The organism is Bradyrhizobium sp. Leo78 (assembly GCF_059512425.1).
Map to the genome: position 1 here is coordinate 67,616 of NZ_JCAMOT010000035.1, position 22,701 is coordinate 90,316.

The window sequence follows — 22,701 nt, forward strand, 5'->3', positions numbered from 1 at the left end:
GAGCCATGTCACGTATTGGCAAGAGGCCTGTGGCGATCCCGTCGGGTGTGACGGCGACCGTCGACGGGCAGACGGTGAAGGTGAAGGGGCCGAAGGGCCAGCTTCAGTTCGTCGTGCATGACGACGTCGAGGTGAAGTTCGAGAACGGCCAGGTCAGGGTCGCTCCGCGTGTGAAGACCAATCGCGCGCAGGCGATGTACGGCACCGCGCGTGCCCAGGTCGCCAACCTGGTCGAAGGCGTCACCAAGGGCTTTGAGAAGAAGCTCGAGATCACCGGTGTCGGCTACCGCGCCGCGATGCAGGGCAAGAACCTGCAGCTCGCGCTCGGTTACAGCCACGACGTCGTCTACCCGATCCCGGAGGGCATCTCGATCGCGGTGCCGAAGCCGACCGAAATCACGGTCTCGGGCATCGATCCGCAGCGCGTGGGGCAGGTCGCGGCCGAGATCCGCGCCTATCGTCCGCCGGAGCCCTACAAGGGCAAGGGCGTGAAATACGCCAACGAATTCATCTTCCGCAAGGAAGGCAAGAAGAAGTAACGGAGCCGGTCATGTCACTGAAGGTTACCAATGCCCGGCGCAAGCAACGCGTGCGCTTGGCGCTGCGCCGTTCCGGGGGCGGGCGTCCGCGCCTGTCGGTGTTCCGCTCGTCCAAGCACATCTACGCCCAGGTGATCGACGATCAGAAGGGCGAGACGCTGGCGTCGGCCTCCTCGCTGGAGAAGGCGATGCGCGATGGCGGCAACACGGGTGCGAATATCGACGCAGCCAAGGCCGTCGGCAAGCTGCTTGCCGAGCGTGCCACGCAGAAGGGCGTCAAGGAAGTCGTGTTCGACCGTGGCGCCTATCTCTATCACGGGCGCGTCAAGGCGCTTGCCGATGCAGCCCGCGAAGGCGGACTGAGCTTCTGAGCAGGTTTCGAGCGGATATTAGGACTGAGGCATAAGCCTTTCTAGAGATTGGAAAACACCATGGCAGAACGCGAACGCGGCGGACGCGAACGGAGCAGGGAGCGCGAGGAGCGCGACAGCGAGTTCGTCGACAAGCTCGTGCACATCAATCGCGTGGCAAAGGTCGTGAAGGGCGGCAAGCGCTTCGGCTTTGCGGCGCTGGTCGTGATCGGCGACCAGAAGGGCCGGGTCGGTTTCGGCCACGGCAAGGCGCGCGAAGTGCCGGAAGCGATCCGCAAGGCGACCGAATCCGCCAAGCGCAACCTGACCCGCGTGGCGCTGCGCGAAGGCCGCACGCTGCATCACGACATCGCCGGCCGTCACGGCGCCGGCCGCGTCTACCTGCGTGCCGCGCCGGCCGGTACCGGCATCATCGCCGGCGGCCCGATGCGTGCGGTGTTCGAGACGCTCGGCATCCAGGACGTGGTCGCGAAGTCAATCGGTTCGTCGAATCCGTACAACATGGTCCGCGCCACCTTCGACGCGCTGAAGAACCAGGATTCGCCGCGCTCGGTCGCTGCGCGCCGCAACATCAAGGTGTCCACGCTGCAGGCCCGCCGCGTCGGTGGCGATGCCGAAGTGGTGGCTGAATAACTCGCGCTAAACCAGCGCGCTATCTGGAGTTTTAAGAGATGGCCCAGGCCGCAAAGACGATCAAGGTCGAGCAGATCGGCAGCCCGATTCGCCGCCATCATTCGCAGCGTTCGACGCTGATCGGCCTCAAGCTCAACAAGATCGGCCGGGTTGCCGAGCATCAGGACACCCCTGAGGTTCGCGGCATGATCAGCAAGGTTCAACACCTCGTCCGCGTCGTCGGCGAGGGTTAAGACAGACAAGGAGAAGGGCGATGAAGCTCAGCGAGATCGCCGACAATCCCGGTTCGCGCAAGAAGCGCATGCGCATTGGCCGCGGTATCGGTTCGGGCAAGGGCAAGACCGGCGGCCGTGGCGGCAAGGGCCAGACCGCGCGTACCGGTGTGCGCATCAAGGGCTTTGAAGGCGGCCAGATGCCGCTGCATCGCCGCCTGCCGAAGCGCGGGTTCAACAACATCTTCAGGCTCGATTTTGCGGAAGTTAATCTCGACCGCCTGCAGCAGGCGGTCGACGCCAAGCAGATCGACACTGGTGCGGTCGTGAACGCGGAAGCGCTGGTGAAGTCGGGCGTGCTGCGCCGCGCCAAGGACGGCGTGCGGCTGCTCGGCCGCGGCGAGCTCACGGCCAAGCTCAACATCGAGGTGCATGGCGCTTCCAAGTCCGCGATTGCGGCGGTGGAGAAGGCCGGCGGTACGGTGAAGATCCTGGCGCCCGCCAAGAAGGAAGACGGCGAGGCGGCGTAACATCTGCGTCATTGCCTGGCTCGCGCAGGCAGGGACGGCAGAGAACGTTGGACTTATCGAAGCCGAGCACCAAATAATGTCCGGTGTCCGCCGATGATCCCACGGGGACGTCGGCGGGGGCTCCGGGAGAAAGCCGAAACATGGTCTCAGCAGCGGAACAACTCGCGTCCAACCTCAATTTCGCAGCGCTCGGCAAGGCCGAAGAGCTGAAGAAGCGCATCTGGTTCACGCTGGGTGCGCTGCTTGTTTATCGGCTCGGCACCTACATCCCGCTACCCGGCATCGACCCCAACGTGTGGGAGCAGGTGTTCCGCTCCCAGGCCGGCGGCATCCTCGGCATGTTCAACATGTTCGCCGGCGGCGGCATCCACCGCATGGCGATCTTCGCGCTGAACATCATGCCGTACATCTCGGCATCGATCATCATCCAGCTCCTGACCACGGTCTCGCCGCAGCTCGAGGCCCTGAAGAAGGAAGGCGAGGCCGGCCGCAAGATCCTGAACCAGTACACGCGCTATCTCACCGTGATCCTGGCCGCGTTCCAGTCCTACGGCATCGCGGTGGGGCTCGAGGGCGCCGGCAACGTCGTCACCGACCCCGGCATGTTCTTCCGCCTTTCGACCGCGATCACGCTGACCGGCGGCACCATGTTCCTGATGTGGCTCGGCGAGCAGATCACCTCGCGCGGCATCGGCAACGGCATTTCGCTGATCATTCTGTCCGGTATCGTCGCGGAACTGCCGTCGGCGCTGGCCAACATGCTCGAACTCGGCCGCCAGGGCGCAATGTCGACCGGGCTGATCCTGGTCGTGATCGTGATGGCGGTCGCCGTGATCGCCTTCATCGTGTTCATGGAGCGCGCGCAGCGCCGCCTCCTGATCCAGTATCCGAAGCGTCAGGTCGGCAACAAGATGTTCGAGGGCCAGTCCTCCCATCTGCCGCTCAAGCTCAATACTTCGGGCGTGATTCCGCCGATCTTCGCGTCCTCGCTGCTGCTGCTTCCGACCACGGTAGCGAACTTCAACGCCGGCTCGGGCCCGGAATGGATGCAATGGATCACCACCCAGCTCAGCCATGGCCGGCCGCTATTCCTGGTGCTCTATCTTGCGCTGATCGTGTTCTTCGCCTTCTTCTACACGGCGATCGTGTTCAACCCGACCGAGACCGCCGACAACCTGAAGAAGCATGGCGGCTTCATCCCCGGCATCCGGCCCGGCGAGCGCACCGCAGAATATATCGACTATGTGCTATCGCGCATCACTGTGGTTGGCGCGATCTATCTTGCGATCGTATGTCTCATCCCGGAGATTCTGATTTCCTACGCCTCCGTGCCGTTCTACTTTGGCGGTACCTCGCTTCTGATCGTGGTCAGCGTGACCATGGATACGGTGGCACAGGTTCAGGGCTATCTGCTCGCCCATCAGTATGAAGGGCTGATCAGAAAGTCCAAGCTCAGGGGCCGTCGCCGCTGATAGAGCGGAACGCGGGCGGCGCAAAAGTCAAAACCAAGGGTGTGCGGATCGCGCTCACCAAGCCGGGGGGCGAAAACTCATGAGATTGATCCTTTTGGGGCCGCCGGGCTCGGGCAAGGGGACCCAGGCCCAGCGGCTGGTTCAGAAGCACGGTATTGTCCAGCTCTCGACCGGCGAGATGCTGCGCGCCGCGGTTGCCGCCGGCACGCCGATCGGGCTGCAGGCCAAGGACATCATGGCCGCGGGCGGGCTTGTGCCCGACGAGATCGTGGTCGGCATCATCTCCGATCGAATCGATCAGGCCGATGCTAAGAACGGCTTCATCCTCGACGGTTTTCCGCGCACGGTTCCGCAGGCCGAGGCGCTGGATGACCTCTTGAAGAAGAAGCGCCTCAAGCTCGATGCTGTGGTCGAGCTTCGCGTCAATGAGAGTGCGCTACTCGAGCGGGTAGAGAAGCGCGCCGCCGAGACGCGGGCGCGCGGCGAGGAAGTCCGCGCCGACGATACGCCGGAAGTGCTGACCAAGCGGCTGGCGAGCTACCGCGCCCAGACCGAACCCCTGATTCACTATTATTCCGAGCGCCGCAAGCTGCTTACCGTAGACGGCATGATGACCATCGAGCACGTTACGGGCGAGATCAACCGGATCCTGGAAGCGCTCGGCGCCACGGAACCCAAGGCTGCACGGCGTGCCGCTCCGGCGAAGCGTTCTGGGTCTGGAACCGCCCGGAAGGGAACCAAGGCGCCTGCCAAGAAGGCGGCCGCCAAGGCCAAGGGGGCTGGCAAGGCCAAGGAGGGGGCCGGCAAGGGAACCAAAAACGCCGCCACCTCGGCCCGGAAGGCCCGCAAAACGGTCTCAAAGGCCGCCAAGGCGAGGGGCGTCGGCAAGGCCAAGAAGACGGTAAGGCAGGCCGCCAAACGGCCCGCAAAAAAGCTCACGAAAAAGCGAGCTAAGCGCTAGGAGCGGTTGACGAAACCGACATGAATCCTTTAATAAGCCTCGCATCCAAGTCGGATAGTTTTATGACGATGCCGGGCCCCGAAGGAACGAGGGGAGGGCGTCGTGTTCGCGTTTGTGGACACCTGCCCGAGATAGCAGAGATCTAGGAAGCACCGATCCCAGGAGATCGGCGACAGGAGAGAAGGCCGTGGCCCGTATTGCCGGCGTGAATATCCCAACCAACAAGCGCGTGCTGATCGCGCTTCAGTACATCCATGGCATCGGCCAGAAGAACGCGGCCGACATCGTGGAGAAGGTCAAGATCCCGCTGGACCGTCGCGTCAGCCAGCTCACCGACCAGGAAGTGCTGCAGATCCGCGAAGTGATCGACCGCGACTATGTTGTGGAAGGCGACCTTCGCCGCGAGACCGGCATCAACATCAAGCGGCTGATGGACCTCGGCTGCTATCGCGGCCTGCGCCATCGCCGTGGCCTGCCGGTGCGCGGCCAGCGCACCCACACCAATGCGCGTACGCGCAAGGGGCCGGCCAAGGCGATCGCCGGCAAGAAGAAGTAAGTTTGCGAATAGCGATTGGCGTTGGCGAAGAGAATCATTCGCCATGCGCCATTCGCGTTTTGAGGTGTAGCCGCTGGCATTACGGCGGCGTTGAGATCATAGGAAAGGTTTGGAATGGGCAAGGAAGCCACCCGCGTACGCCGCCGCGAACGCAAGAACATCGCCTCCGGCATCGCGCATGTGAATTCGTCGTTCAACAACACCACGATCACCATCACCGACGCGCAGGGCAACACCATTGCCTGGTCTTCCGCGGGCACGATGGGTTTCAAAGGGTCGCGCAAGTCGACTCCGTATGCCGCACAGGTCGCGGCGGAGGACGTTTCCAAGAAGGCGCAGGAACACGGCATGCGCACACTGGAAGTCGAAGTCGCCGGTCCCGGTTCGGGCCGCGAGTCGGCGCTCCGCGCGCTGCAGGCCGCGGGCTTCACCGTCACCTCGATCCGCGACGTGACGACGATCCCGCACAATGGTTGCCGTCCGCGCAAGCGCCGGCGCGTCTGATTGTTGGTCGCGGGGCGGCTTTGCCGTCTCGCGATTGTTTTTGGAATTGACCGCGCGGACTAATCCGCGACGCCAGTAAGTTGATGTCGACTGGCCCAAATCGACTCACCAATGGGTGACACAGTGACGATCCAGAAGAATTGGCAGGAACTTATCCGACCAAACAAGCTGCAGGTGACGGCCGGCTCCGATGCCGCGCGGTTTGCGACCATTGTCGCCGAGCCGCTTGAGCGCGGCTTCGGCCAGACGCTCGGCAACGCGCTGCGCCGTATCCTGTTGTCCTCGCTGCAGGGCGCTGCCGTGCAGTCAGTGCACATCGATGGCGTGCTGCACGAGTTCTCCTCGATCGCGGGCGTCCGTGAGGACGTCACCGACATCGTCCTCAACATCAAGGACATCTCGATCAAGATGCAGGGCGAAGGCCCCAAGCGGATGGTCGTGAAGAAGCAGGGTCCGGGCGTTGTGACCGCCGGCGACATCCAGACCGTCGGCGACGTCGTGGTGCTCAATCCGGATCTCGTGCTCTGCACGCTGGATGATGGCGCCGAGATCCGCATGGAGTTCACGGTCTCGACCGGCAAGGGTTATGTGCCCGCCGAGCGCAACCGTCCCGAGGACGCGCCGATCGGCCTGATTCCGGTCGACAGCCTGTTCTCGCCGGTCCGCAAGGTCTCCTACAAGGTCGAGAACACCCGCGAGGGCCAGATCCTCGACTACGACAAGCTGACGATGACGATCGAGACCAACGGCGCGATCACGCCGGATGATGCCGTGGCCTATGCCGCGCGCATCCTGCAGGATCAGCTCAACGTGTTCGTCAACTTCGAGGAACCGCGCAAGGAAGTCGCGCAGGAGATCATCCCCGATCTCGCCTTCAACCCGGCGTTCCTCAAGAAGGTCGACGAGCTCGAACTGTCGGTGCGTTCGGCCAACTGCCTGAAGAACGACAACATCGTCTATATCGGCGACCTCGTGCAGAAGTCGGAAGCGGAAATGCTCCGCACCCCGAACTTCGGCCGCAAGTCGCTGAACGAGATCAAGGAAGTGCTGGCCCAGATGGGGCTGCATCTCGGCATGGAAGTGCCGGGCTGGCCGCCGGAGAACATCGACGAACTCGCCAAGCGCTTCGAGGATCATTACTGATCCGGGATCATTACTGAGCTTTCGTCGTTCCGGGGCGATGCGGGAGCATCTAACCCGGAACCTCGAAATTCCGGATCGCCGCTTCGCGACGTCCGGAATGACTGGGGCGAACACAGGAAGCCCACCTGGAAACATGTCCGACGAACCGTCGTGGCACAGAGAGTTAAGGAATAGATCATGCGTCACGGAAGGGTTCATCGGAAGCTCAATCGCACGGCCGAGCATCGGCGCGCGATGTTCGCCAACATGGCTGCGGCCCTGATCAAGCACGAGCAGATCGTCACCACGCTGCCGAAGGCCAAGGAGTTGCGCCCGATCGTCGAGAAGCTGGTCACGCTCGGCAAGAAGGGCGGGCTGGCGCTGCGCCGCCAGGCGATCTCGGAGCTGCGCGACGTCGACATGGTCAAGAAGCTGTTCGACACGCTGGCGCCGCGCTACAAGGATCGTCAAGGCGGCTACACCCGCATCATCAAGGCCGGCTTCCGCTACGGCGACAACGCCGCGATGGCCGTGATCGAGTTCGTCGACCGCGATGTCGACGCCAAGGGCAAGGATTCCGGCCCGGTGCAGGAAAAGGAAGCCGAGGCGGCGTAAGCTTTCTCCGGCCTGGTTTTCAGAAAGCGGCGCCACCGAGCGCCGCTTTTTCATTTCGGTCCGTAGGATGGGTAGAGCGCAGCGTAACCCATCATTCGCTCGGCTTGTTTCGTCGCGATGGGTTTCGCTGCGCTCTACCCATCCTACGATTCTACGATTCCGCTCGGCGACGCTTTCATTTTTGCACGGATACGTTGGCCCGACGTCAGCCATGCTGCATCAGGCAATTGCGTCCGTATCTCGGGCTCCCGATATCTCGGTGATCGAGTTTACGGAGATACAGCATGAAGATCGATCTTTCGGGAAAGACCGCGCTCGTCACGGGCTCGACTGCCGGCATTGGACTGGCCATTGCCCGCGGCCTGGCGGCAACCGGCGCGGAGGTGGTCGTCAACGGCCGCAACCAGCCCAAGATCGATGCCGCCGTCGCTGCGATTCAGAAGGCGGTCGCAGGCGCCAAGGCGCGCGGCATCGCCGCCGACGTTTCCACGGCCGCGGGATGCAAAGCGTTGCTATCGGCACAGCCCGATGTCGATATCCTCATCAACAATGCCGGCATCTTCGAACCGAAGAACTTCTTCGAGATTCCGGACGAGGACTGGACCCGCTTCTTCGAGGTCAACGTGATGTCAGGCGTGCGCCTGTCCCGTGGCTATATGCAGGGCATGCTGAAGCGCAACTGGGGCCGCATCGTCTTCATCGCCTCCGAATCTGCGCTCAGCATTCCGAAGGAGATGATCCAGTACGGCATGACCAAGACCGCGCAGCTTTCGATCTCGCGCGGGCTCGCTGAGCTGACCCGCGGCACGGCGGTGACCGTCAATTCGGTGATGCCTGGCCCAACCCTGTCGGAAGGCGTGGACACCTTCGTCAAGGATCTCGCCAGGCAGAACGGAGAGCCGGAGGAAGAGGCGATTGCGAACTTCGTCAAGCAGCACCGCCCGACCTCGCTCCTGCAGCGCTTCGCCAGCGTCGACGAGATCGCCAACATGGTGGTCTATGTTGCTTCGAAGGAAGCCTCCGCCACCAACGGCGCCGCACTCCGCGTCGAAGGCGGCATCATCAATACCATCTGAGGGGGCTCGCGCTCCGTCATTGCGGGCGTAAGCGAAGCAATCCATAGTACCGCTTGCTGAGGCATGGATTGCTTCGTCGCTGTCGCTCCTCGCAATGACGAGGGAGAGGGCGCGGGCTCAGTTATAGGGTGGGCAAAGCGTAGCGTGCCCCACCATGACGAGCACGGCGATAGAAGGAGGGCACGCTTTACGGATCCGCACTTTTGCCGGAGGCCCGGATTGCGTAAAACCGTTCCATGAAGTTGACCCTGTCCACCCGCCACCAGCGGCTGGTTAAGATCACCTCGGCGCGCTGGCAGCGACGTGCGATCTTTCTGCTCGGTGGCATCGTTGTTGGCGCGGCTGCGGTGCTGCTGGCACAGCTCGCCGATCTGGCGCAGCAGGCTTTCGCGATGCTGCTGTCCAAGTCGCGTTATGCATCGCTTCTGGTCACGCCGATCGGCTTTGGGCTGTCGGCGTTGCTGACGGCGAGGCTGTTTCCGAACGCCCAGGGCAGCGGCATTCCGCAGGCGATCGCCGCGCGTCATCTCACCAACCAGCAGGCGAGGGAGCGGCTCGTATCCATCCGGATCGCGGTCGGAAAGATCATCCTGACCCTCTTTGGCCTGCTATGCGGGGCTTCGATCGGCCGTGAAGGGCCAACGGTCCAGGTCGGTGCGTCCATCATGTTCGCAGTCGGACGCGTGTCGCCGCGGCGGCAGCCGGGATTGATCCTGGCCGGTGCCGCGGCCGGTGTTGCGGCCGCCTTCAACACGCCGCTCGCGGGCATCGTGTTTGGCATCGAGGAGATGAGCCGCGCTTTCGAAACGCGTACCAGCAGCCTGATCATCGCCGCGGTGATTGCTGCAGGCCTGACGTCGCTCGCCCTGGTGGGCAGTTATGACTATTTTGGTACGACCGCGGTGACGTTGAACCGGGGCATCGACTGGCTCGTCGTTCCCGTTTGCGGAGTCGTCGGCGGATTGATGGGCGGACTGTTTAGTCGCATCGTCATTATCATGGCGCGCGGCCTTCCCGGCTCTGTCGGACAGGCGATACGACGCCGTCCGGTGCCATTTGCGGTGCTGTGCGGCCTCGCGGTCGCGCTGTGTGGACTTGTTTCCGGCGACACCATCTATGGCACGGGCTACTCGGAGGTGAAGGCTGCACTTGAGAGCAGCGCGCCATTGCCTGACGACTTCGGATTATTGAAGTTCCTGGCCACCGCCTTGGCAGCCGTCAGCGGCATTCCTGGCGGCATCTTTTCGCCCTCGTTAGCGGTGGGCGCCGGACTGGGCTCGAACGTGGCATCCTTCTTTCACGGAACGCCACTGGCGGCGATCATGCTGCTCGGCATGGTCTCGTATTTCGCCGGTGTCGTGCAAGCCCCCATCACGGCGTTCGTCATCGTCACCGAGATGACCGGCGATCACACCATGGTGGTGCCGCTGATGACCGCGGCGTTGATTGCCTACGGCACCTCGCGATTGGTCTGCGAGGAAGGAATCTACCACGCGCTCGCCAAAGGCTTCATCGAGCGCTCAACGCCGGCTGCGGACGCGGCGCGTCCGCCGGTTCAGCCATGAGATGAGCGGACGCGCCAGGCGCAAGGCTACCACCCCTCCAGCACGATCTTGCCGCGGGACTTGCCGCTTTCGAGCAGCGCGTGCGCGCGCTTCAGATTGGCCGCGTTGATGGTGCCGAATGTCTCGGCGAGCGTGGTGCGCAATACGCCCTTGTCGATGAGGTCGGCGACATCGTTCAGCAGATGGTGCTGCGCGATCATGTCCGGCGTCTGGAACGAGGAGCGCGTGAACATCGATTCCCAGTGCACCGAGATCGCCTTGCCCTTGAACGCACTGACATTGAATTCCGGCGGGTCGTCGATCAGGCCGTACTTGCCCTGCGGCGCCATGAAGTCGGCGATCGCCTTGTAGTGCTGGTCGGTATAGGTGAGGCTGGCGACGAGGCCGACCGGCGGCAGCTTCAATTTCTCGAGCTGCTCCTTCATCGGTTTGCCATGATCGACCACCGCATGCGCGCCGAGCTCGAGGCACCATTTCTGCGACTCCGGCCGCGTCGCGGTCGCGACCACCGTCAGGCCGGTCAGCCGCCGCGCAAGCTGGATCAGGATCGAGCCGACGCCGCCGGCGCCGCCGACGATCAGCAGCGTACGCGGATCGAGGCTCTTGCCGGGCACGGCGCCCAGCCGGTCAAACAGCAGTTCCCAGGCCGTGATCGAGGTCAGGGGCAGGGCGGCGGCCTGAGCGAACGACAGCGTCTTCGGCTTCGCGCCGACGATCCGCTCATCGACCAGATGGAATTCCGAATTGGTGCCCTGGCGCAGGATCGAGCCCGCATAGAAGACCTCGTCCCCTCGCTTGAACAGGCTGACGTCGGGGCCGACAGCGTCGACTACGCCGGCCGCGTCGAAGCCCAGAATCTTGACCTCGCCCTCGGGCGGGGCGGCGCGCTTGCGCACCTTGTAGTCGACGGGATTGGCGGATATCGCCTTCACCGCGACCCGGATGTCGCGCCCTTTGGGCTCCGGTTTGGCGGCATCGAAATCGAACAGCGATTCTGCGTCCTCGATCGGCAGGGATTTCTTGTATCCGACGGCCTTCATTGCCTTCTCCCTTGTCTGGCTGCGATCTAACTCTCGCGCTGGCGCTCAGTTGGCAAGTACGGTAAATTCAGGGAACTAGTCCCTGTTTGGATACTATTGGAAGAAAGCTTATGAAACGGCGGAATTTTGCCCATCGGCCGGGCTGCGCGGTCGAGGCGACGCTCGACCTGATCGATGGCAAATGGAAGGGGGTCATCCTGTTCCATCTGTTGTCTGGGACCCAGCGGTTTGGCGAGTTGCGGCGGCGGATGCCCGGCATCACCCAGCGCATGCTGACCAAGCAACTCCGTGCGCTCGAAGAGGACAAGCTCATCATCCGCAAGGTTTATGCCGAGGTGCCGCCGCGGGTCGAATACACCGTGTCCGACATCGGCGAGAGCCTGCGGCCGGTGATCGAGATCCTCAAGCAATGGGGCGAGACTCACCGGGCGCAGCTGTCCTGTGCTCCCGCGCCCGATCCCATCGAAGCCGCGCAGACCGCCGCCTGAACGCAGCAATCGCTTCTCTCGCCACTGGCTCACGCCTATATCAAGACGATCAATTCCCGGGATTCTTGCATGATGCTCATTCGCCTAGCCGCCCTGTTGTTGATGTCTGCTGTCGCCGCGACACCGGCGCTGGCGCAGGACCGCCGCGTGCCGTCTTCGCCGGCCGAGCTAAAAATGTCCTACGCGCCGATCGTGCAGCGCGTGCAGCCGGCGGTCGTCAACGTCTACGCCGCCAAGACGGTGCAGACCCGCAATCCGTTCCTGGATGACCCGATCTTCCGCCGCTTCTTCGGCGTGCCCGGCCAGCCCGAGCAGATGCAGCGCTCGCTTGGCTCCGGCGTGATGGTCGATCCCTCCGGCCTCGTCGTCACCAACAACCACGTCATCGAGGGCGCCGACCAGGTGAAGATCTCGCTCGCCGACAAGCGCGAGTTCGAGGCCGAGATCGTGCTCAAGGACAGCCGCACCGACCTCGCGGTGCTGCGCGTGAAGGACTCGAAAGAGAAATTCGCGACGCTTGATTTCGCCAATTCCGACGAACTTCTGGTCGGCGATGTCGTGCTTGCGATCGGAAATCCCTTCGGAGTCGGCCAGACCGTGACGCACGGCATCATCTCGGCGCTCGCGCGCACGCAAGTCGGCATCACCGACTACCAGTTCTTCATCCAGACCGATGCGGCCATCAATCCCGGCAATTCCGGCGGCGCGCTGGTCGACATGACCGGGCGGCTCGCCGGCATCAACACCGCGATCTTCTCGCGCTCCGGCGGTTCGCAGGGCATCGGCTTTGCGATTCCCGCGAACATGGTGCGTGTTGTGGTGGCCTCCGCCAAGAGCGGCGGCAAGGCGGTGAAGCGGCCATGGCTTGGCGCGCGGCTGCAGGCGGTGACGCCTGACATCGCCGAGACGCTCGGGCTGAAGCTGCCAAACGGCGCACTGGTCGCGAACGTCGCGCCAAACAGCCCGGCATCGCATGCGGGGCTGAAGCCGTCGGACCTGATCGTTGCGATCGATGGCCAGACCATCGATGATCCCAACGCCTTCGACTACCGTTTTGCAACGCGTCCGCTCGGCGGTACCGCCCAGATCGACGTGCAGCGCGGCGGCAAGACCATCAAGCTCACCGTGCCGCTGGAGACCGCACCCGATACGGGGCGCGACGAGATCGTGCTGACCGCGCGCTCGCCGTTCCAGGGCGCCAAGGTCGCAAACATCTCGCCGGCGCTTGCGGACGAGCTGCATCTCGATGCCGGGGTCGAAGGCGTGGTGGTTACCGACCTCGCCGATGACGGCACGGCTGCCAATGTCGGCTTCCAGAAGGGAGACATCATCCTCGCCGTCAACAACCAGAAGATCGCGCGCACCGGCGATCTCGAGAAGGCCTCGAAAGCGACGTCGCGGATCTGGCGCATCACGCTGGTGCGAGGCGGCCAGCAGATCAACGTGACGCTCGGCGGATGAACGCGAAGCGTCAGCGCGAACCCAGCACCAATCTCTTTGCCGCGGCAGGGATGGAGCAGGATGCGCCGCGTCCGCTCCCCGATCGGCTCCGTCCGCACCAGCTTTCCGACGTCGTCGGCCAGGATCACATCCTCGGCCCCGATGGCGCGCTGACGCGCATGCTGGAGACGCGCACGCTGGGCTCGCTGATCTTCTGGGGCCCGCCGGGCACTGGCAAGACCACGGTGGCGCGGCTTTTGGCCGATGCGACCGAACTGCATTTCGAGCAGATTTCCGCGGTGTTTTCCGGGGTTGCCGATCTGAAGAAAGCGTTCGACGCGGCGCGCGCGCGGCGCGAGACCGGCAAGGGCACGCTGTTGTTCGTCGACGAGGTCCATCGCTTCAACCGCGCCCAGCAGGATTCCTTCCTGCCCGTGATGGAAGACGGCACGGTGGTGCTGGTCGGCGCGACCACCGAAAATCCGTCGTTCGAACTCAACGCCGCGCTCCTGTCGCGGGCACGCGTGCTGGTGTTCCATTCGCTCGACGCCGAAGCGATCGAAAAGCTCTACGCTCATGCCGAAGAGGTCGAAGGCAGGAAGCTGCCGCTGGATGCGGAGGCGCGCACCGTGCTGGTGCGGATGGCCGACGGCGACGGCCGCGCCGCGCTGACACTGGCCGAAGAGGTCTGGCGCTCTGCGCGGAAGGATGAGGTCTTCAACCCCGCCCAGTTGCAGGACATCCTGCAGCGCCGCGCGCCGATCTACGATAAATCCGCCGACGGCCATTACAACCTGATCTCGGCGCTGCATAAATCTGTGCGCGGCTCCGATCCGGACGCGGCGTTGTATTATTTCGCGCGGATGCTCGATGCCGGCGAGGATCCGCTGTTCCTGGCGCGGCGCGTGGTACGCATGGCGGTCGAGGATATCGGCCTTGCCGATCCGCAGGCGCTGGTGATCGCCAATGCCGCCAAGGACGCCTATGATTTTCTCGGCTCGCCCGAGGGCGAACTCGCGATCGCGCAGGCCGTGGTCTATGTCGCGACCGCGCCGAAATCGAATGCCGTCTACACCGCATTCGGTGTGGCGAAGCAGGTCGCGAAGGAGGGGGGCTCCCTGCTTCCGCCCAAGCACATCCTGAACTCCCCGACCAAATTGATGAAGTCGGAAGGCTACGGCGCCGGCTACCAGTACGACCACGATGCGCCCGACGCCTTCTCCGGCCAGGACTACTTTCCGGAAGCCCTGGGCCGTCAGACCTTTTACGATCCGCCCGACCGCGGCTTCGAGCGCGAAATCCGCAAGCGGCTGGACTATTGGGCAAGGCTGAGGAAAGAGCGGGGCGGGACGTAAGACCGCCCCGACTCTCAAATCGCTAGCTTGCCTTGGCGGGCGCGCCGGCACGCATCCAGCCGAGGATGGTTTCGAGACGCGCGACCACATCCGGGATCTCCAGGATCTGTTGCATCTTTTCGATGCCGACCTCCAGGACCTGGGCGAGGACGTCGGCGAGCACGCCCGGCTCTCGGGCGTAGCGGTAGAGCGACGGCGGCAGCACGGTGTTAGTGAAGCCTTGATACGCCTCGAAGATTTCGCGCGTGAGCGCGAAGGCTTCGGCATCGACCGCGCGTAGCTCTCCGATTGGGGCCACTTCAGCCGCCAGGAAATCATCCTCGACTGGCCTCACAATGGCGACACGTTCTGCACAAGAGACTTTCACCCGGAAGTCTCCGTTCGGAAGTTGTACGCGATGAATGATGTCCGCTATCACTCCAACCGAATAGAGCGCTTCGAAATCGGGATTGTCATCTTCGGCCCGTTTCTGGGTCACCACGACGATGCGCCCATCATTGGCCACCGCGCGATCGAGCGCCCGCCGCGTCTTGTCGCGTCCGACAAATATCCACGAGATCAATTGCGGAAAAAACACGACGTCGCGCATCGGCGCGACCGGGAAGGCTGCGTTGCCGCTGACGGAAGGCACAGATGATTTTTTCGGTGGGACCGCAACCGGCTGGCTTGACTGGATGGCCGCCGACAGCACGTTCCAGTCATGAAAGCCCAGGGTCTTGGCGACCAGTTCAAGGCTCTCGCTGTGGCTGACGGAAATAGATTTGGTCTTGAGCGCATCGCGCAGCGTCTGCGCCATGGCCTTGGCATCGCGGAAATCGCGCATGGATCGTCCTCTGCTGTAAGCGAACGAGAAATTGTCAGGTGCTTGCGTTGCTGACTCGTTCGCCGGGGCAAAGGAAGCCGGAAGCGGCTCGATACGTTCACCATACCCTGTTCGGGCGCAAGCAGCGGGTCGTATCCACCCGCGGAAAATATGCATGGCGTTCCCGACACTGTCAACGAGTATAGGTGGCTCGTTGCACGCGTCTCGTCAAACCGAGGTCACCTTTTGGAGGTTTTGCGCGGGATTTGCGGTGATTTCGCCGTGACGGCCAGCCGCATTTGCGCTACGCAACACTCGACCTCTGGAGCCGAACAGCATGAGCCGCCGCGTCAAGAGACCATTGTCAAAATCGGGCGATCGTGGTGATCGCCCGAAGGGCGCGCGGCCCTTTCGCAATCGTCACGAGGGCGATCGGCCGCCGATGCACCGCGCGGGCGCAAAGCCGCCGCGCTTTGCCCAGCCGCGGCGGGAGAAATCGGCCCCGCCCGTTGCAGCAGAGCCCGCGAAAGCTGCCGCCGAGCTGCCGTTGCCGACAAAAGTCCAGACCGTCACCGTGACCGCTGACGAGAACAACATGCGCGTCGACCGGTTTCTCGAGGCGCGGTTTCCCGGGCTGTCGTTCTCCCATATCCAGCGCATCGTTCGAAAGGGCGAGCTGCGCGTCAATGGCAAGCGCGCCGACAGCAAGGACCGGTTGGAGGAGGGACAGAGCGTACGCATCCCGCCGTTGAAGCTCGATGCCCCGAAGGTGGTTGGTCAGCTCTCCGAGGCCGCGACGAAGACGCTTGCCGCGCTGAAGGAGATGACGCTGTTCGAGGACGCCGACGTGCTGGTCCTGAACAAGCCCGCCGGGCTTGCCGTGCAGGGCGGCTCCGGCACCACGCGCCATATCGACCAGATGCTGGAAGTGATGCGCGACGCCAAGGGCCAGAAGCCGCGCCTGGTGCACCGGATCGACAAGGAGACCTCGGGCTGTCTCCTGGTTGCGAAAACGCGCTTTGCCGCCACGCATCTGACCGGCGCGTTTCGTTCGCGCTCGGCGCGCAAAATCTATTGGGCGCTGGTGGCCGGCGTGCCGAAGCCGAAGCAGGGGCGCATCTCGACCTATCTTGCGAAAGAGGAGGGCGAGGACGACACGATCATGCGGATCGCCGCCCATGGCGACGAGGGCGCGAGCCACGCCGTGACCTATTACGCGGTGGTCGAAACCGCTGCGCAGAAGCTGGGGTGGGTATCGCTGAAGCCGGTCACGGGACGCACCCACCAGTTGCGCGCGCATATGGCGCATATTGGTCACGCCATCGTGGGCGATCCCAAATATTTCAATCGTGAGAATTGGGAACTTCCGGGCGGGTTGCAGAACAGGCTGCATCTGCTTGCGCGGCGCATCGTGATTCCGCATCCGCGCGGCGGAGTCATCGACGTTAGCGCGCCGCTGCCGCCGCATATGCAGCAATCCTGGAACCTGCTGGGGCTTGACACCAGCCGGTTCGACCCGATCGAGAACGCGCCGGAAGAATAATTTATTTGCGGTTTCGCCCTGGCGTTCCAACATATGCTGTATGAAGCATTCTGCGCTCTTGCTCGCGCTTGCCTTGCTGCTCGCAGCGCCCCCTGCGTCAGCACAGTTCATTGCGCCTGGCAGTAACCCGAACCTGCTTCCGCCGCCTCCCTCGCCGCCGCCGCCCCCAAAGATTGTGGCGCCGACGACGCCGATGATGCGCGGCGAACCAGAAGCTCAGTTGCAGCCACTGCCAGGTCCCCGCGCGTCGGCCCGCAGATCATTCAGCGACCGTGTCAGAGGCTGCCTCGACGAGGGCGCGGCTGCTGGCCTGGATCCTGCCGATCGCGCCGCCTATTCGCGCAGTTGCGCCGCCCGTGACTGACGGCTGATCTGGCCAGCTTTATTTGCAGCGGCGCCTGCCTTATCCTGCTAGCAGACGAAGCCCAACGGAAGCTTGCATGCGCGAATTGTTCGATGAAGAGGCGGGACAATCCCCGCTGGATCCGCAGGAGGCAGCGCGCCGCAACGTGCGCGCGCCGCAGCGCAAGCGCTTCTATAAAGGCGCCGATGTCGCAGAAGACGAGGGCGGCTTTGCCGTGACGCTCGACGGCCGGCCGATCCGTACGCCATCGGGAAAGAAGGTGACGGCGCCCGCGCGCGCAATCGCGGACGCCGTCGCTGCCGAGTGGAACGCGCAAGGAGAGACGATCGATCCGCTGACCATGCCGCTGACGCGTTTCGCCAACAGCGTGATCGAGGGCGTGGTCGATCGCGTCGATGTGGTCGCTGCCGACGCCGCAAAATATATCGGCTCGGATCTGTTGTTCTATCGCGCCGGCCATCCGGAGGCGCTGGTCGCCCGTGAGGCCGAGCATTGGGACCCGATCCTGTTCTGGGCCGCAGATACGCTCGGCGCGCATTTCATCCTCGCGGAGGGCATCGTGCACGTCGCCCAGCCGGAAAGCGCGATCAAAGCCGCGCGCGAGGCGTTTCCGAGCGATCCATGGTCGGTGGCGGCGTTGCATGTGGTGACGACGCTCACCGGATCGGCATTGCTTGCGCTGGCCCTCACCCATGGTTTTAGGGACCCCGCCCAGATCTGGGCCGCCGCCCATGTCGACGAGGACTGGAACACCGAGCAATGGGGCGTGGACGAGGAGGTCGCCGCGCGCCGCGCCGCACGGCTGGTCGATTTCAATGCGGCCGCCAGCATCCTGAAGACGCTGAACTGAGGTCCTTTACCGCAACCGCCACCTGCTAAGTTAACGGGAGGTTTACGGCGCGTCGGTAGGCTCTAGCCTTCCAGCCGAGACCCTCCGACATGGCGTTGACCATCAATCCCGTGCTGCCGGTGCTTTCCGCCAAGGAGGTGGGCAGCGTCGCGCCCGATCTCGTTCTGCAGCCGGGAAGCGTGATCAATGCGCAGGTGCTGAAAGTGCTCTCCGCCGACCTGGTGCGGATCGCGATCTCGAGCCTGTCGATCGACGTGCTCTCGGAAGTTCCCTTGAAGGAAGGTCAGGCGCTGCAGCTCGCAGTGTCCCAGACCAAAGACGGGATCCGTCTTGCGATGCTCGGGCAGGGCGATGCCGTCGCCGACGACGCGGTGACGCTATCGCCCGACGCGCAGCTCGCCGCCGCCAATCCCTCGACCACGACCCAGTCCAGGAACGTGCTCACGCCGGTAGAGCGCGCGGCCGTCGCCAACGCCGCGCAAAATGCAGCGACGGTGCAGCAGGGCCTGGCGCCGCTGTTTGCCAATCTCGGTGCACTGGCCGCCGCCGGTAACCTGCCGCCAAGGCTGCAGCAGGCGATTGCGCAAGTGCTGACGCAGCAGACCCGGCTCGACCAGAACCTTGACGGCGGCGAGATCAAGAATGCGTTCGAGCGCTCCGGCCTGTTCTTCGAGGCGTCGCTGGCCGCCGGCACCGCATCGTCGGCCGCGGGCGCCCCGGATCTGAAGGCCGCGCTGATCGTGCTGCGGCAGACCCTGCAGTCGTCGCTCGGCACGGCGAATCCGGCGCCATCGGCCGCCACCGCCCAGGGACAGGCCGCGGCTCATCCCGTACTCACCCAAAATCTCGTGCCACCCGATATCGAGGTCGAGGAAATCCTGCTGCCGCAGGCGCGTCTTCCGGTCGCTGAGGACCTAGTGATGCCGGGCAGCCTCGGCCGAGGCCCATCGAATGCGGGCCCCTCCGCCGGTGCGACGCTGAATCTGCTGCAGGAACTCGGCAATTCCGCGCGTCTCACTGACATCGCGACCGATGTCACCGTTCACACCAACACGCCGCCACCGCCGTTCCGCGGCGCGCTGCCGACCGCCCAGCCCGTCGCCTCGCCATCCGTGGCGCCGGATATGCCGCTCGCCGCCGTCGCTCATCATCTGCTTGGCGACACTGATGCCGCGTTGGCGCGGCAGACGCTGCTGCAGGTGGCGTCCTTGCCGGACCGCATCGATCCCGCGAACCCACAGATCGATACCTCGTCGCCGCGCTGGCAGTTCGAAATCCCGTTCGCGACGCCACAGGGCACGGCGATGGCCCAGTTCGAGATTTCCCGCGACGGCGGCGGCGGTGTTGAGGCCGAGGCCGCCAAGCGCATCTGGCGGGCGCGTTTCTCGCTCGATGTCGAACCTGCGGGCCCGATCCATGCGCTGATCTCGCTGATCGGCGACAAGACGTCGGTGCGGATGTGGGCGGAACGCCCGGCGACCGCCGCGCAGCTTCGCGCCAGCGCGCCGCAGTTGAGCCAGGCGCTGAGCCGGGCCGAGCTTCTGCCCGGCGACATCGTGATCCAGGACGGCGCGCCGCCGCAGGCAGCACCGGCTCGCGCCGGCCATTTCCTGGACCGCGCGCTATGACCGTCGAGACCAAGAGCCAGCTTGCGGTCGCCCTGCATTACGATCACGGCGGTGCGCCGACGGTGGTTGCCAAGGGCAGGGGGGCGATTGGCGCCAAGATCGTCGAGCTTGCGAAAGCACACGACATCCCGATCGAGGAGAACGAGGTCCTGGCGGGCGCACTTTCCAATGTCGAGCTCGGCGACGAGATCCCCGTCGAGCTCTACAAGGCGGTAGCTGAAGTGCTGGTGTTCGTGCTGCGCCTCTCGGGCCGCGGCCGGTAAGGTTCTTGCCATCGTTTCATCACGATGGCATCCATCATGGCCTGCTCCTCAAGCCATCAGGTTCAGCCGTGATCAATCGCCGCCAAGCGCTCGGTCTCCTCACCGCCGCGTCCGTTTTGCCGACCCGCAGCTTTGCCAACGTGTCCTACCAGCGCAACGAGTTTCGCGACAGCCTGGCGCGGCGCTTCTTCGAGCTCGGCACCGAGGGGACCTTCGTCGCCTACAAGGTCGACGACTACCTGATCATCGCCAGCGACAAGCGGAGGTCGAGCGAGGGCAAATTGCCGGCCTCGACCTTCAAGATCCCGAACTCGATCATCGCGCTGGACACCGGCGTGGTCGAGGATCCCGACAAGGACGTGTTCAAGTGGGATGGCGTGACGCGCAGCATCGAGGCCTGGAACAAGGACCATACGCTGCGCTCGGCGATCGCCGTTTCCGCCGTGCCGGTCTATCAGGAGATCGCGCGGCGCATCGGCGAAGAGCGGATGAAGAAATATCTCGATCTGCTCGAATACGGCAACCAAGACATCGGCGGCGGCATCGACCAGTTCTGGCTGACGGGAAACCTGCGCATCGATCCGGTGCAGCAGATCGATTTCGTGGACCGGCTGCGGCGCGGCACGTTGCCGGTCTCCAAGCGCGCCCAGGAATTGACGCGCGACATCCTGCCGGTGACGAAGGTGGGAGATGCCACCATCCGCGCCAAGAGCGGCCTCGTCGGCGCCGAGGTCGGCAAGCCTTCGCTCGGCTGGCTGGTCGGCTGGGTCGAGAAGGGGTCCTCCGTCACCGTGTTCGCGATGAACATGGACTGCAAGAACGAGAGCCACATCGCCGCCCGCATGACCGTGGCGCAGCAATGCCTTGCAGATATCGTGGCGTATTGATGGCTGATGCGCGCCCGCACCGGCTGGTGCGCAAATCAATGCCAGACTAGCATCTCCGTACAACGAAAAATCGTACGGAGGAAACCATGCATTCTGCTTCAGTCTGGCTCTCGTCGCTCACACTTGCCGCCGCCGGCGGCTGGTTCGCGGCCACGATGTTTGCCGCGCCGGCGACCAGCAAGGAGCCGCGCTTTCCGCAGCTCACCATGGACCAGCTCGACGAAAAGCAGCGACCGCTCGGCGAGCAGATCATGAAGGTCTCGAGCGTCGGCATCGGCGGCCCCTACAACCCGATGATCCGCAGCCCCGTGCTTGGGCAGCGGCTGTTCGACCTGTTCTATTATTTGCGCTGGCAGACCTCGGTCCCGACCAAGCTCAATGAATTTGCAATCCTGATCATCGGCCGGCAATGGCGCTCGCAGGTCGAATGGTTCGCGCATGCACCGCTCGCGGCCAAGGCAGGCCTGTCGGGCGACATCATTGCCGAGCTGAAAGCCAACAAGCGACCGTCGCACATGGCCGAGGATGAGGCCGCGGTCTATGACTTCGTCACTGAGCTCACCACCACCAAGAAGGTATCCGACGAAACCTATGCGCGGACGAAGAAGGTGTTCAACGATCAGCAGATCGTGGATTTGACCGCGGTCGCCGGCAACTATGTCATGGTCGCGATGATGCTTGCCATGGCGGAGGAGACCGTGCCGCCTGGCAAGGAGGAGCCTTTCAAGGTGGGGGAGTGATGGAGCGGCGGCGAACGAAGGCGGTGAACGGCCGGGATCGTCCCGGCCGCCAAATGATCAGGTCTGAGGTGACTTCGCCTTTCCGATCCGTCCCATGTGAGTGAAGCCGAATCCCGCCTGATATTTCAGTCCGTAGCCGAGCGCGCGGTCGATGCCGATATGGGCGAGCCAGATCATTGCGATCGAGAGCACCAGCGGCTCGGCGGTGGCAAAGCCAACGGTCATCAGGGCCACGGGCGCCATGTAGCTGTGGGCGGCATTGTAGATGACCGCGCCCTCCTTGGGGCCGAATGCATAGCCGGCGAAGCTCAAATCGGGTGCCAGGAACAGGATCGCGTAGACCCACCACGAGCCGCCCCAGACCCCGTACAGCACCGTCATGCCCACAAACAGCGTCAGGCCTTCCAGCCTGAGCAATAGGCGAACGCCGCCCGTGACCGACCCGGCCTCGGCTGTCGTGTTATCCATGGTCTTTCTCCCCCAATTTGCGCTGATCAGATACCGCCGGTGCCCGGGATTCGGAGCAAGAAGGTGGTTTCCGGTTCAGAAAATGCCGTGTTAGAACCCCGCGCGGGTTCCAGCACCCAATCACTAGCTAATGCGGGCGGAAGCAAATGAAAGATATCCTCGACACCCTCGAAGAGCGGCGCGCCGGCGCCAAGTTGGGCGGCGGCGTCAAGCGCATCGAGGCCCAGCATGCCCGCGGCAAGCTGACCGCGCGGGAGCGCATCGAGCTGCTGCTGGACAAGGGATCGTTCGAGGAATTCGACATGTTCGTCGAGCACCGCTCGATCGAGTTCGGCATGGAGAAGACCAAGGTTCCCGGCGACGGCGTGGTCACCGGCTGGGGCACCGTCAACGGCCGCAGGACCTTCGTCTTCGCCAAGGACTTCACCGTGTTCGGCGGCTCGCTGTCGGAGACACACGCGCTGAAAATTACAAAACTCCAGGACATGGCGATGAAGGCGCGGGCGCCGATCATCGGCCTCTATGACGCCGGCGGCGCCCGCATCCAGGAAGGCGTCGCCGCGCTGGCCGGCTATTCCTACGTGTTCCGCCGCAACGTCGTCGCCTCCGGCGTGATCCCGCAGATCTCCGTCATCATGGGCCCGTGCGCCGGCGGCGACGTCTATTCGCCGGCGATG

26 protein-coding genes are annotated in these 22,701 nt (G+C 64.0%); 23 read left to right on the top strand and 3 right to left on the bottom strand.

Translation table 11 applies throughout. The annotated features are described in order from the left end of the window. The first annotated feature begins 5 nt into the window (after window positions 1-5). The 13 genes from rplF to AC5ZG1_RS32965 all read left to right on the top strand — a co-directional run bounded on the left by rplF (window position 6) and on the right by AC5ZG1_RS32965 (window position 10,156). Window positions 6-539 (top strand): 50S ribosomal protein L6, encoded by a 534-nt coding sequence (gene rplF / locus AC5ZG1_RS32905; RefSeq protein ID WP_028168150.1) that lies wholly within the window; start codon window positions 6-8, stop codon window positions 537-539. 11 nt (window positions 540-550) lie between these two features. Further along, a complete protein-coding gene (gene rplR / locus AC5ZG1_RS32910; protein WP_028168149.1) occupies window positions 551-910 on the top strand; it encodes a 50S ribosomal protein L18 in 360 nt (119 codons plus the stop codon). 60 nt (window positions 911-970) lie between these two features. Next, complete coding sequence (gene rpsE / locus AC5ZG1_RS32915) at window positions 971-1,543, top strand: 30S ribosomal protein S5 (RefSeq protein WP_027583269.1); 573 nt, start codon at window positions 971-973, stop codon at window positions 1,541-1,543. A gap of 38 nt (window positions 1,544-1,581) precedes the next feature. Further along, the gene (gene rpmD / locus AC5ZG1_RS32920) at window positions 1,582-1,776 is read left to right on the top strand and encodes a 50S ribosomal protein L30 (protein ID WP_028168147.1); all 195 of its coding nucleotides are present in this window, start codon (window positions 1,582-1,584) and stop codon (window positions 1,774-1,776) included. Between the two features lie 20 nt (window positions 1,777-1,796). Continuing rightward, complete coding sequence (gene rplO / locus AC5ZG1_RS32925) at window positions 1,797-2,285, top strand: 50S ribosomal protein L15 (protein WP_028168146.1); 489 nt, start codon at window positions 1,797-1,799, stop codon at window positions 2,283-2,285. Window positions 2,286-2,425: 140 nt separating this feature from the next. Beyond that, window positions 2,426-3,757: a preprotein translocase subunit SecY gene (secY, locus tag AC5ZG1_RS32930; RefSeq protein WP_456644965.1), complete on the top strand. Its 1,332-nt coding sequence runs from the start codon at window positions 2,426-2,428 to the stop codon at window positions 3,755-3,757. 79 nt (window positions 3,758-3,836) lie between these two features. Next, on the top strand, window positions 3,837-4,718 hold the full coding sequence (locus tag AC5ZG1_RS32935) for an adenylate kinase (RefSeq protein ID WP_496135311.1): 882 nt from the start codon (window positions 3,837-3,839) through the stop codon (window positions 4,716-4,718). Between the two features lie 187 nt (window positions 4,719-4,905). After that, window positions 4,906-5,274: a 30S ribosomal protein S13 gene (gene rpsM / locus AC5ZG1_RS32940; protein WP_028168143.1), complete on the top strand. Its 369-nt coding sequence runs from the start codon at window positions 4,906-4,908 to the stop codon at window positions 5,272-5,274. 114 nt (window positions 5,275-5,388) lie between these two features. After that, window positions 5,389-5,778 carry a 30S ribosomal protein S11 gene (gene rpsK / locus AC5ZG1_RS32945; protein WP_006021048.1) on the top strand — a complete coding sequence of 130 codons (390 nt, stop codon included), beginning with the start codon at window positions 5,389-5,391 and terminating at the stop codon, window positions 5,776-5,778. 111 nt (window positions 5,779-5,889) lie between these two features. Beyond that, complete coding sequence (locus AC5ZG1_RS32950; protein WP_035692244.1) at window positions 5,890-6,921, top strand: DNA-directed RNA polymerase subunit alpha; 1,032 nt, start codon at window positions 5,890-5,892, stop codon at window positions 6,919-6,921. 177 nt (window positions 6,922-7,098) lie between these two features. Continuing rightward, a complete protein-coding gene (gene rplQ / locus AC5ZG1_RS32955) occupies window positions 7,099-7,515 on the top strand; it encodes a 50S ribosomal protein L17 (RefSeq protein ID WP_028168141.1) in 417 nt (138 codons plus the stop codon). Between the two features lie 284 nt (window positions 7,516-7,799). Continuing rightward, complete coding sequence (locus AC5ZG1_RS32960) at window positions 7,800-8,591, top strand: SDR family NAD(P)-dependent oxidoreductase (RefSeq protein ID WP_496135312.1); 792 nt, start codon at window positions 7,800-7,802, stop codon at window positions 8,589-8,591. A 236-nt stretch (window positions 8,592-8,827) separates the two neighbouring features. Then, entirely contained in the window at window positions 8,828-10,156 is a 1,329-nt protein-coding gene (locus AC5ZG1_RS32965; protein WP_496135313.1) for a chloride channel protein, read from the top strand. Window positions 10,157-10,182: 26 nt separating this feature from the next. Here the strand turns inward: AC5ZG1_RS32965 and AC5ZG1_RS32970 are convergent, their stop codons facing one another. Beyond that, window positions 10,183-11,196: a zinc-binding alcohol dehydrogenase family protein gene (locus AC5ZG1_RS32970; RefSeq protein ID WP_496135314.1), complete on the bottom strand. Its 1,014-nt coding sequence runs from the start codon at window positions 11,194-11,196 to the stop codon at window positions 10,183-10,185. 110 nt (window positions 11,197-11,306) lie between these two features. On the opposite strand from AC5ZG1_RS32970, the gene AC5ZG1_RS32975 reads away from it, so the two are divergent. The 3 genes from AC5ZG1_RS32975 to AC5ZG1_RS32985 all read left to right on the top strand — a co-directional run bounded on the left by AC5ZG1_RS32975 (window position 11,307) and on the right by AC5ZG1_RS32985 (window position 14,479). After that, entirely contained in the window at window positions 11,307-11,684 is a 378-nt protein-coding gene (locus AC5ZG1_RS32975) for a winged helix-turn-helix transcriptional regulator (protein ID WP_130225555.1), read from the top strand. A 69-nt stretch (window positions 11,685-11,753) separates the two neighbouring features. After that, complete coding sequence (locus tag AC5ZG1_RS32980; protein WP_130225554.1) at window positions 11,754-13,145, top strand: DegQ family serine endoprotease; 1,392 nt, start codon at window positions 11,754-11,756, stop codon at window positions 13,143-13,145. Continuing rightward, on the top strand, window positions 13,142-14,479 hold the full coding sequence (locus AC5ZG1_RS32985; protein WP_496135315.1) for a replication-associated recombination protein A: 1,338 nt from the start codon (window positions 13,142-13,144) through the stop codon (window positions 14,477-14,479). The genes AC5ZG1_RS32980 and AC5ZG1_RS32985 overlap by 4 nt, the downstream gene beginning before the upstream one ends. A gap of 22 nt (window positions 14,480-14,501) precedes the next feature. Here AC5ZG1_RS32985 and AC5ZG1_RS32990 read toward each other — a convergent pair whose 3' ends face one another. After that, window positions 14,502-15,302 (bottom strand): LON peptidase substrate-binding domain-containing protein, encoded by an 801-nt coding sequence (locus AC5ZG1_RS32990; protein WP_456644969.1) that lies wholly within the window; start codon window positions 15,300-15,302, stop codon window positions 14,502-14,504. A gap of 316 nt (window positions 15,303-15,618) precedes the next feature. Between AC5ZG1_RS32990 and AC5ZG1_RS32995 the strand changes: the two genes are divergently transcribed. The 6 genes from AC5ZG1_RS32995 (at window position 15,619) to AC5ZG1_RS33020 (ending at window position 21,556) form a co-directional block, all read left to right on the top strand. Further along, a complete protein-coding gene (locus AC5ZG1_RS32995) occupies window positions 15,619-16,824 on the top strand; it encodes an RluA family pseudouridine synthase (protein WP_028168135.1) in 1,206 nt (401 codons plus the stop codon). A 440-nt stretch (window positions 16,825-17,264) separates the two neighbouring features. Further along, window positions 17,265-18,038: an ATP12 family chaperone protein gene (locus AC5ZG1_RS33000; protein WP_496135316.1), complete on the top strand. Its 774-nt coding sequence runs from the start codon at window positions 17,265-17,267 to the stop codon at window positions 18,036-18,038. Between the two features lie 89 nt (window positions 18,039-18,127). Continuing rightward, a complete protein-coding gene (gene fliK, locus AC5ZG1_RS33005) occupies window positions 18,128-19,666 on the top strand; it encodes a flagellar hook-length control protein FliK (protein WP_496135317.1) in 1,539 nt (512 codons plus the stop codon). Beyond that, a complete protein-coding gene (locus AC5ZG1_RS33010; RefSeq protein WP_496135318.1) occupies window positions 19,663-19,929 on the top strand; it encodes an EscU/YscU/HrcU family type III secretion system export apparatus switch protein in 267 nt (88 codons plus the stop codon). Before fliK ends, AC5ZG1_RS33010 begins: the two co-directional genes overlap by 4 nt. A 68-nt stretch (window positions 19,930-19,997) precedes the next feature. After that, window positions 19,998-20,816 (top strand): class D beta-lactamase, encoded by an 819-nt coding sequence (blaOXA, locus tag AC5ZG1_RS33015; RefSeq protein ID WP_496135319.1) that lies wholly within the window; start codon window positions 19,998-20,000, stop codon window positions 20,814-20,816. Window positions 20,817-20,902: 86 nt separating this feature from the next. Then, window positions 20,903-21,556, top strand: a complete 654-nt coding sequence (locus AC5ZG1_RS33020; protein WP_496135320.1) for a carboxymuconolactone decarboxylase family protein — start codon at window positions 20,903-20,905, stop codon at window positions 21,554-21,556. Window positions 21,557-21,613: 57 nt separating this feature from the next. Here AC5ZG1_RS33020 and AC5ZG1_RS33025 read toward each other — a convergent pair whose 3' ends face one another. Beyond that, on the bottom strand, window positions 21,614-22,024 hold the full coding sequence (locus AC5ZG1_RS33025) for a DUF4260 domain-containing protein (RefSeq protein WP_130225549.1): 411 nt from the start codon (window positions 22,022-22,024) through the stop codon (window positions 21,614-21,616). 146 nt (window positions 22,025-22,170) lie between these two features. On the opposite strand from AC5ZG1_RS33025, the gene AC5ZG1_RS33030 reads away from it, so the two are divergent. Then, window positions 22,171-22,701, top strand: a 531-nt coding sequence (locus tag AC5ZG1_RS33030; protein WP_496135321.1) for a carboxyl transferase domain-containing protein, incomplete at its 3' end; no start/stop codon positions are given.

Excerpts from the sequence above, each read along its gene's own strand:
- AC5ZG1_RS32985 (WP_496135315.1), top strand. The coding sequence starts at position 13,142 with ATGAACGCGAAGCGTCAGCGCGAACCCAGCACCAATCTCTTTGCCGCG.
- AC5ZG1_RS33025 (WP_130225549.1), bottom strand. The coding sequence starts at position 22,024 with ATGGATAACACGACAGCCGAGGCCGGGTCGGTCACGGGCGGCGTTCGC.
- rpsE (WP_027583269.1), top strand. The coding sequence starts at position 971 with ATGGCAGAACGCGAACGCGGCGGACGCGAACGGAGCAGGGAGCGCGAG.
- AC5ZG1_RS32950 (WP_035692244.1), top strand. The coding sequence starts at position 5,890 with ATGGGTGACACAGTGACGATCCAGAAGAATTGGCAGGAACTTATCCGA.
- rplF (WP_028168150.1), top strand. The coding sequence starts at position 6 with ATGTCACGTATTGGCAAGAGGCCTGTGGCGATCCCGTCGGGTGTGACG.
- fliK (WP_496135317.1), top strand. The coding sequence starts at position 18,128 with ATGGCGTTGACCATCAATCCCGTGCTGCCGGTGCTTTCCGCCAAGGAG.
- AC5ZG1_RS33010 (WP_496135318.1), top strand. The coding sequence starts at position 19,663 with ATGACCGTCGAGACCAAGAGCCAGCTTGCGGTCGCCCTGCATTACGAT.
- AC5ZG1_RS32935 (WP_496135311.1), top strand. The coding sequence starts at position 3,837 with ATGAGATTGATCCTTTTGGGGCCGCCGGGCTCGGGCAAGGGGACCCAG.
- rpsK (WP_006021048.1), top strand. The coding sequence starts at position 5,389 with ATGGGCAAGGAAGCCACCCGCGTACGCCGCCGCGAACGCAAGAACATC.
- AC5ZG1_RS32965 (WP_496135313.1), top strand. The coding sequence starts at position 8,828 with ATGAAGTTGACCCTGTCCACCCGCCACCAGCGGCTGGTTAAGATCACC.
- rpmD (WP_028168147.1), top strand. The coding sequence starts at position 1,582 with ATGGCCCAGGCCGCAAAGACGATCAAGGTCGAGCAGATCGGCAGCCCG.
- AC5ZG1_RS32960 (WP_496135312.1), top strand. The coding sequence starts at position 7,800 with ATGAAGATCGATCTTTCGGGAAAGACCGCGCTCGTCACGGGCTCGACT.
- rplQ (WP_028168141.1), top strand. The coding sequence starts at position 7,099 with ATGCGTCACGGAAGGGTTCATCGGAAGCTCAATCGCACGGCCGAGCAT.
- AC5ZG1_RS32995 (WP_028168135.1), top strand. The coding sequence starts at position 15,619 with ATGAGCCGCCGCGTCAAGAGACCATTGTCAAAATCGGGCGATCGTGGT.
- AC5ZG1_RS32980 (WP_130225554.1), top strand. The coding sequence starts at position 11,754 with ATGATGCTCATTCGCCTAGCCGCCCTGTTGTTGATGTCTGCTGTCGCC.
- AC5ZG1_RS32970 (WP_496135314.1), bottom strand. The coding sequence starts at position 11,196 with ATGAAGGCCGTCGGATACAAGAAATCCCTGCCGATCGAGGACGCAGAA.
- secY (WP_456644965.1), top strand. The coding sequence starts at position 2,426 with ATGGTCTCAGCAGCGGAACAACTCGCGTCCAACCTCAATTTCGCAGCG.
- AC5ZG1_RS32990 (WP_456644969.1), bottom strand. The coding sequence starts at position 15,302 with ATGCGCGATTTCCGCGATGCCAAGGCCATGGCGCAGACGCTGCGCGAT.
- rplO (WP_028168146.1), top strand. The coding sequence starts at position 1,797 with ATGAAGCTCAGCGAGATCGCCGACAATCCCGGTTCGCGCAAGAAGCGC.
- AC5ZG1_RS33020 (WP_496135320.1), top strand. The coding sequence starts at position 20,903 with ATGCATTCTGCTTCAGTCTGGCTCTCGTCGCTCACACTTGCCGCCGCC.
- AC5ZG1_RS33000 (WP_496135316.1), top strand. The coding sequence starts at position 17,265 with ATGCGCGAATTGTTCGATGAAGAGGCGGGACAATCCCCGCTGGATCCG.
- AC5ZG1_RS32975 (WP_130225555.1), top strand. The coding sequence starts at position 11,307 with ATGAAACGGCGGAATTTTGCCCATCGGCCGGGCTGCGCGGTCGAGGCG.
- rplR (WP_028168149.1), top strand. The coding sequence starts at position 551 with ATGTCACTGAAGGTTACCAATGCCCGGCGCAAGCAACGCGTGCGCTTG.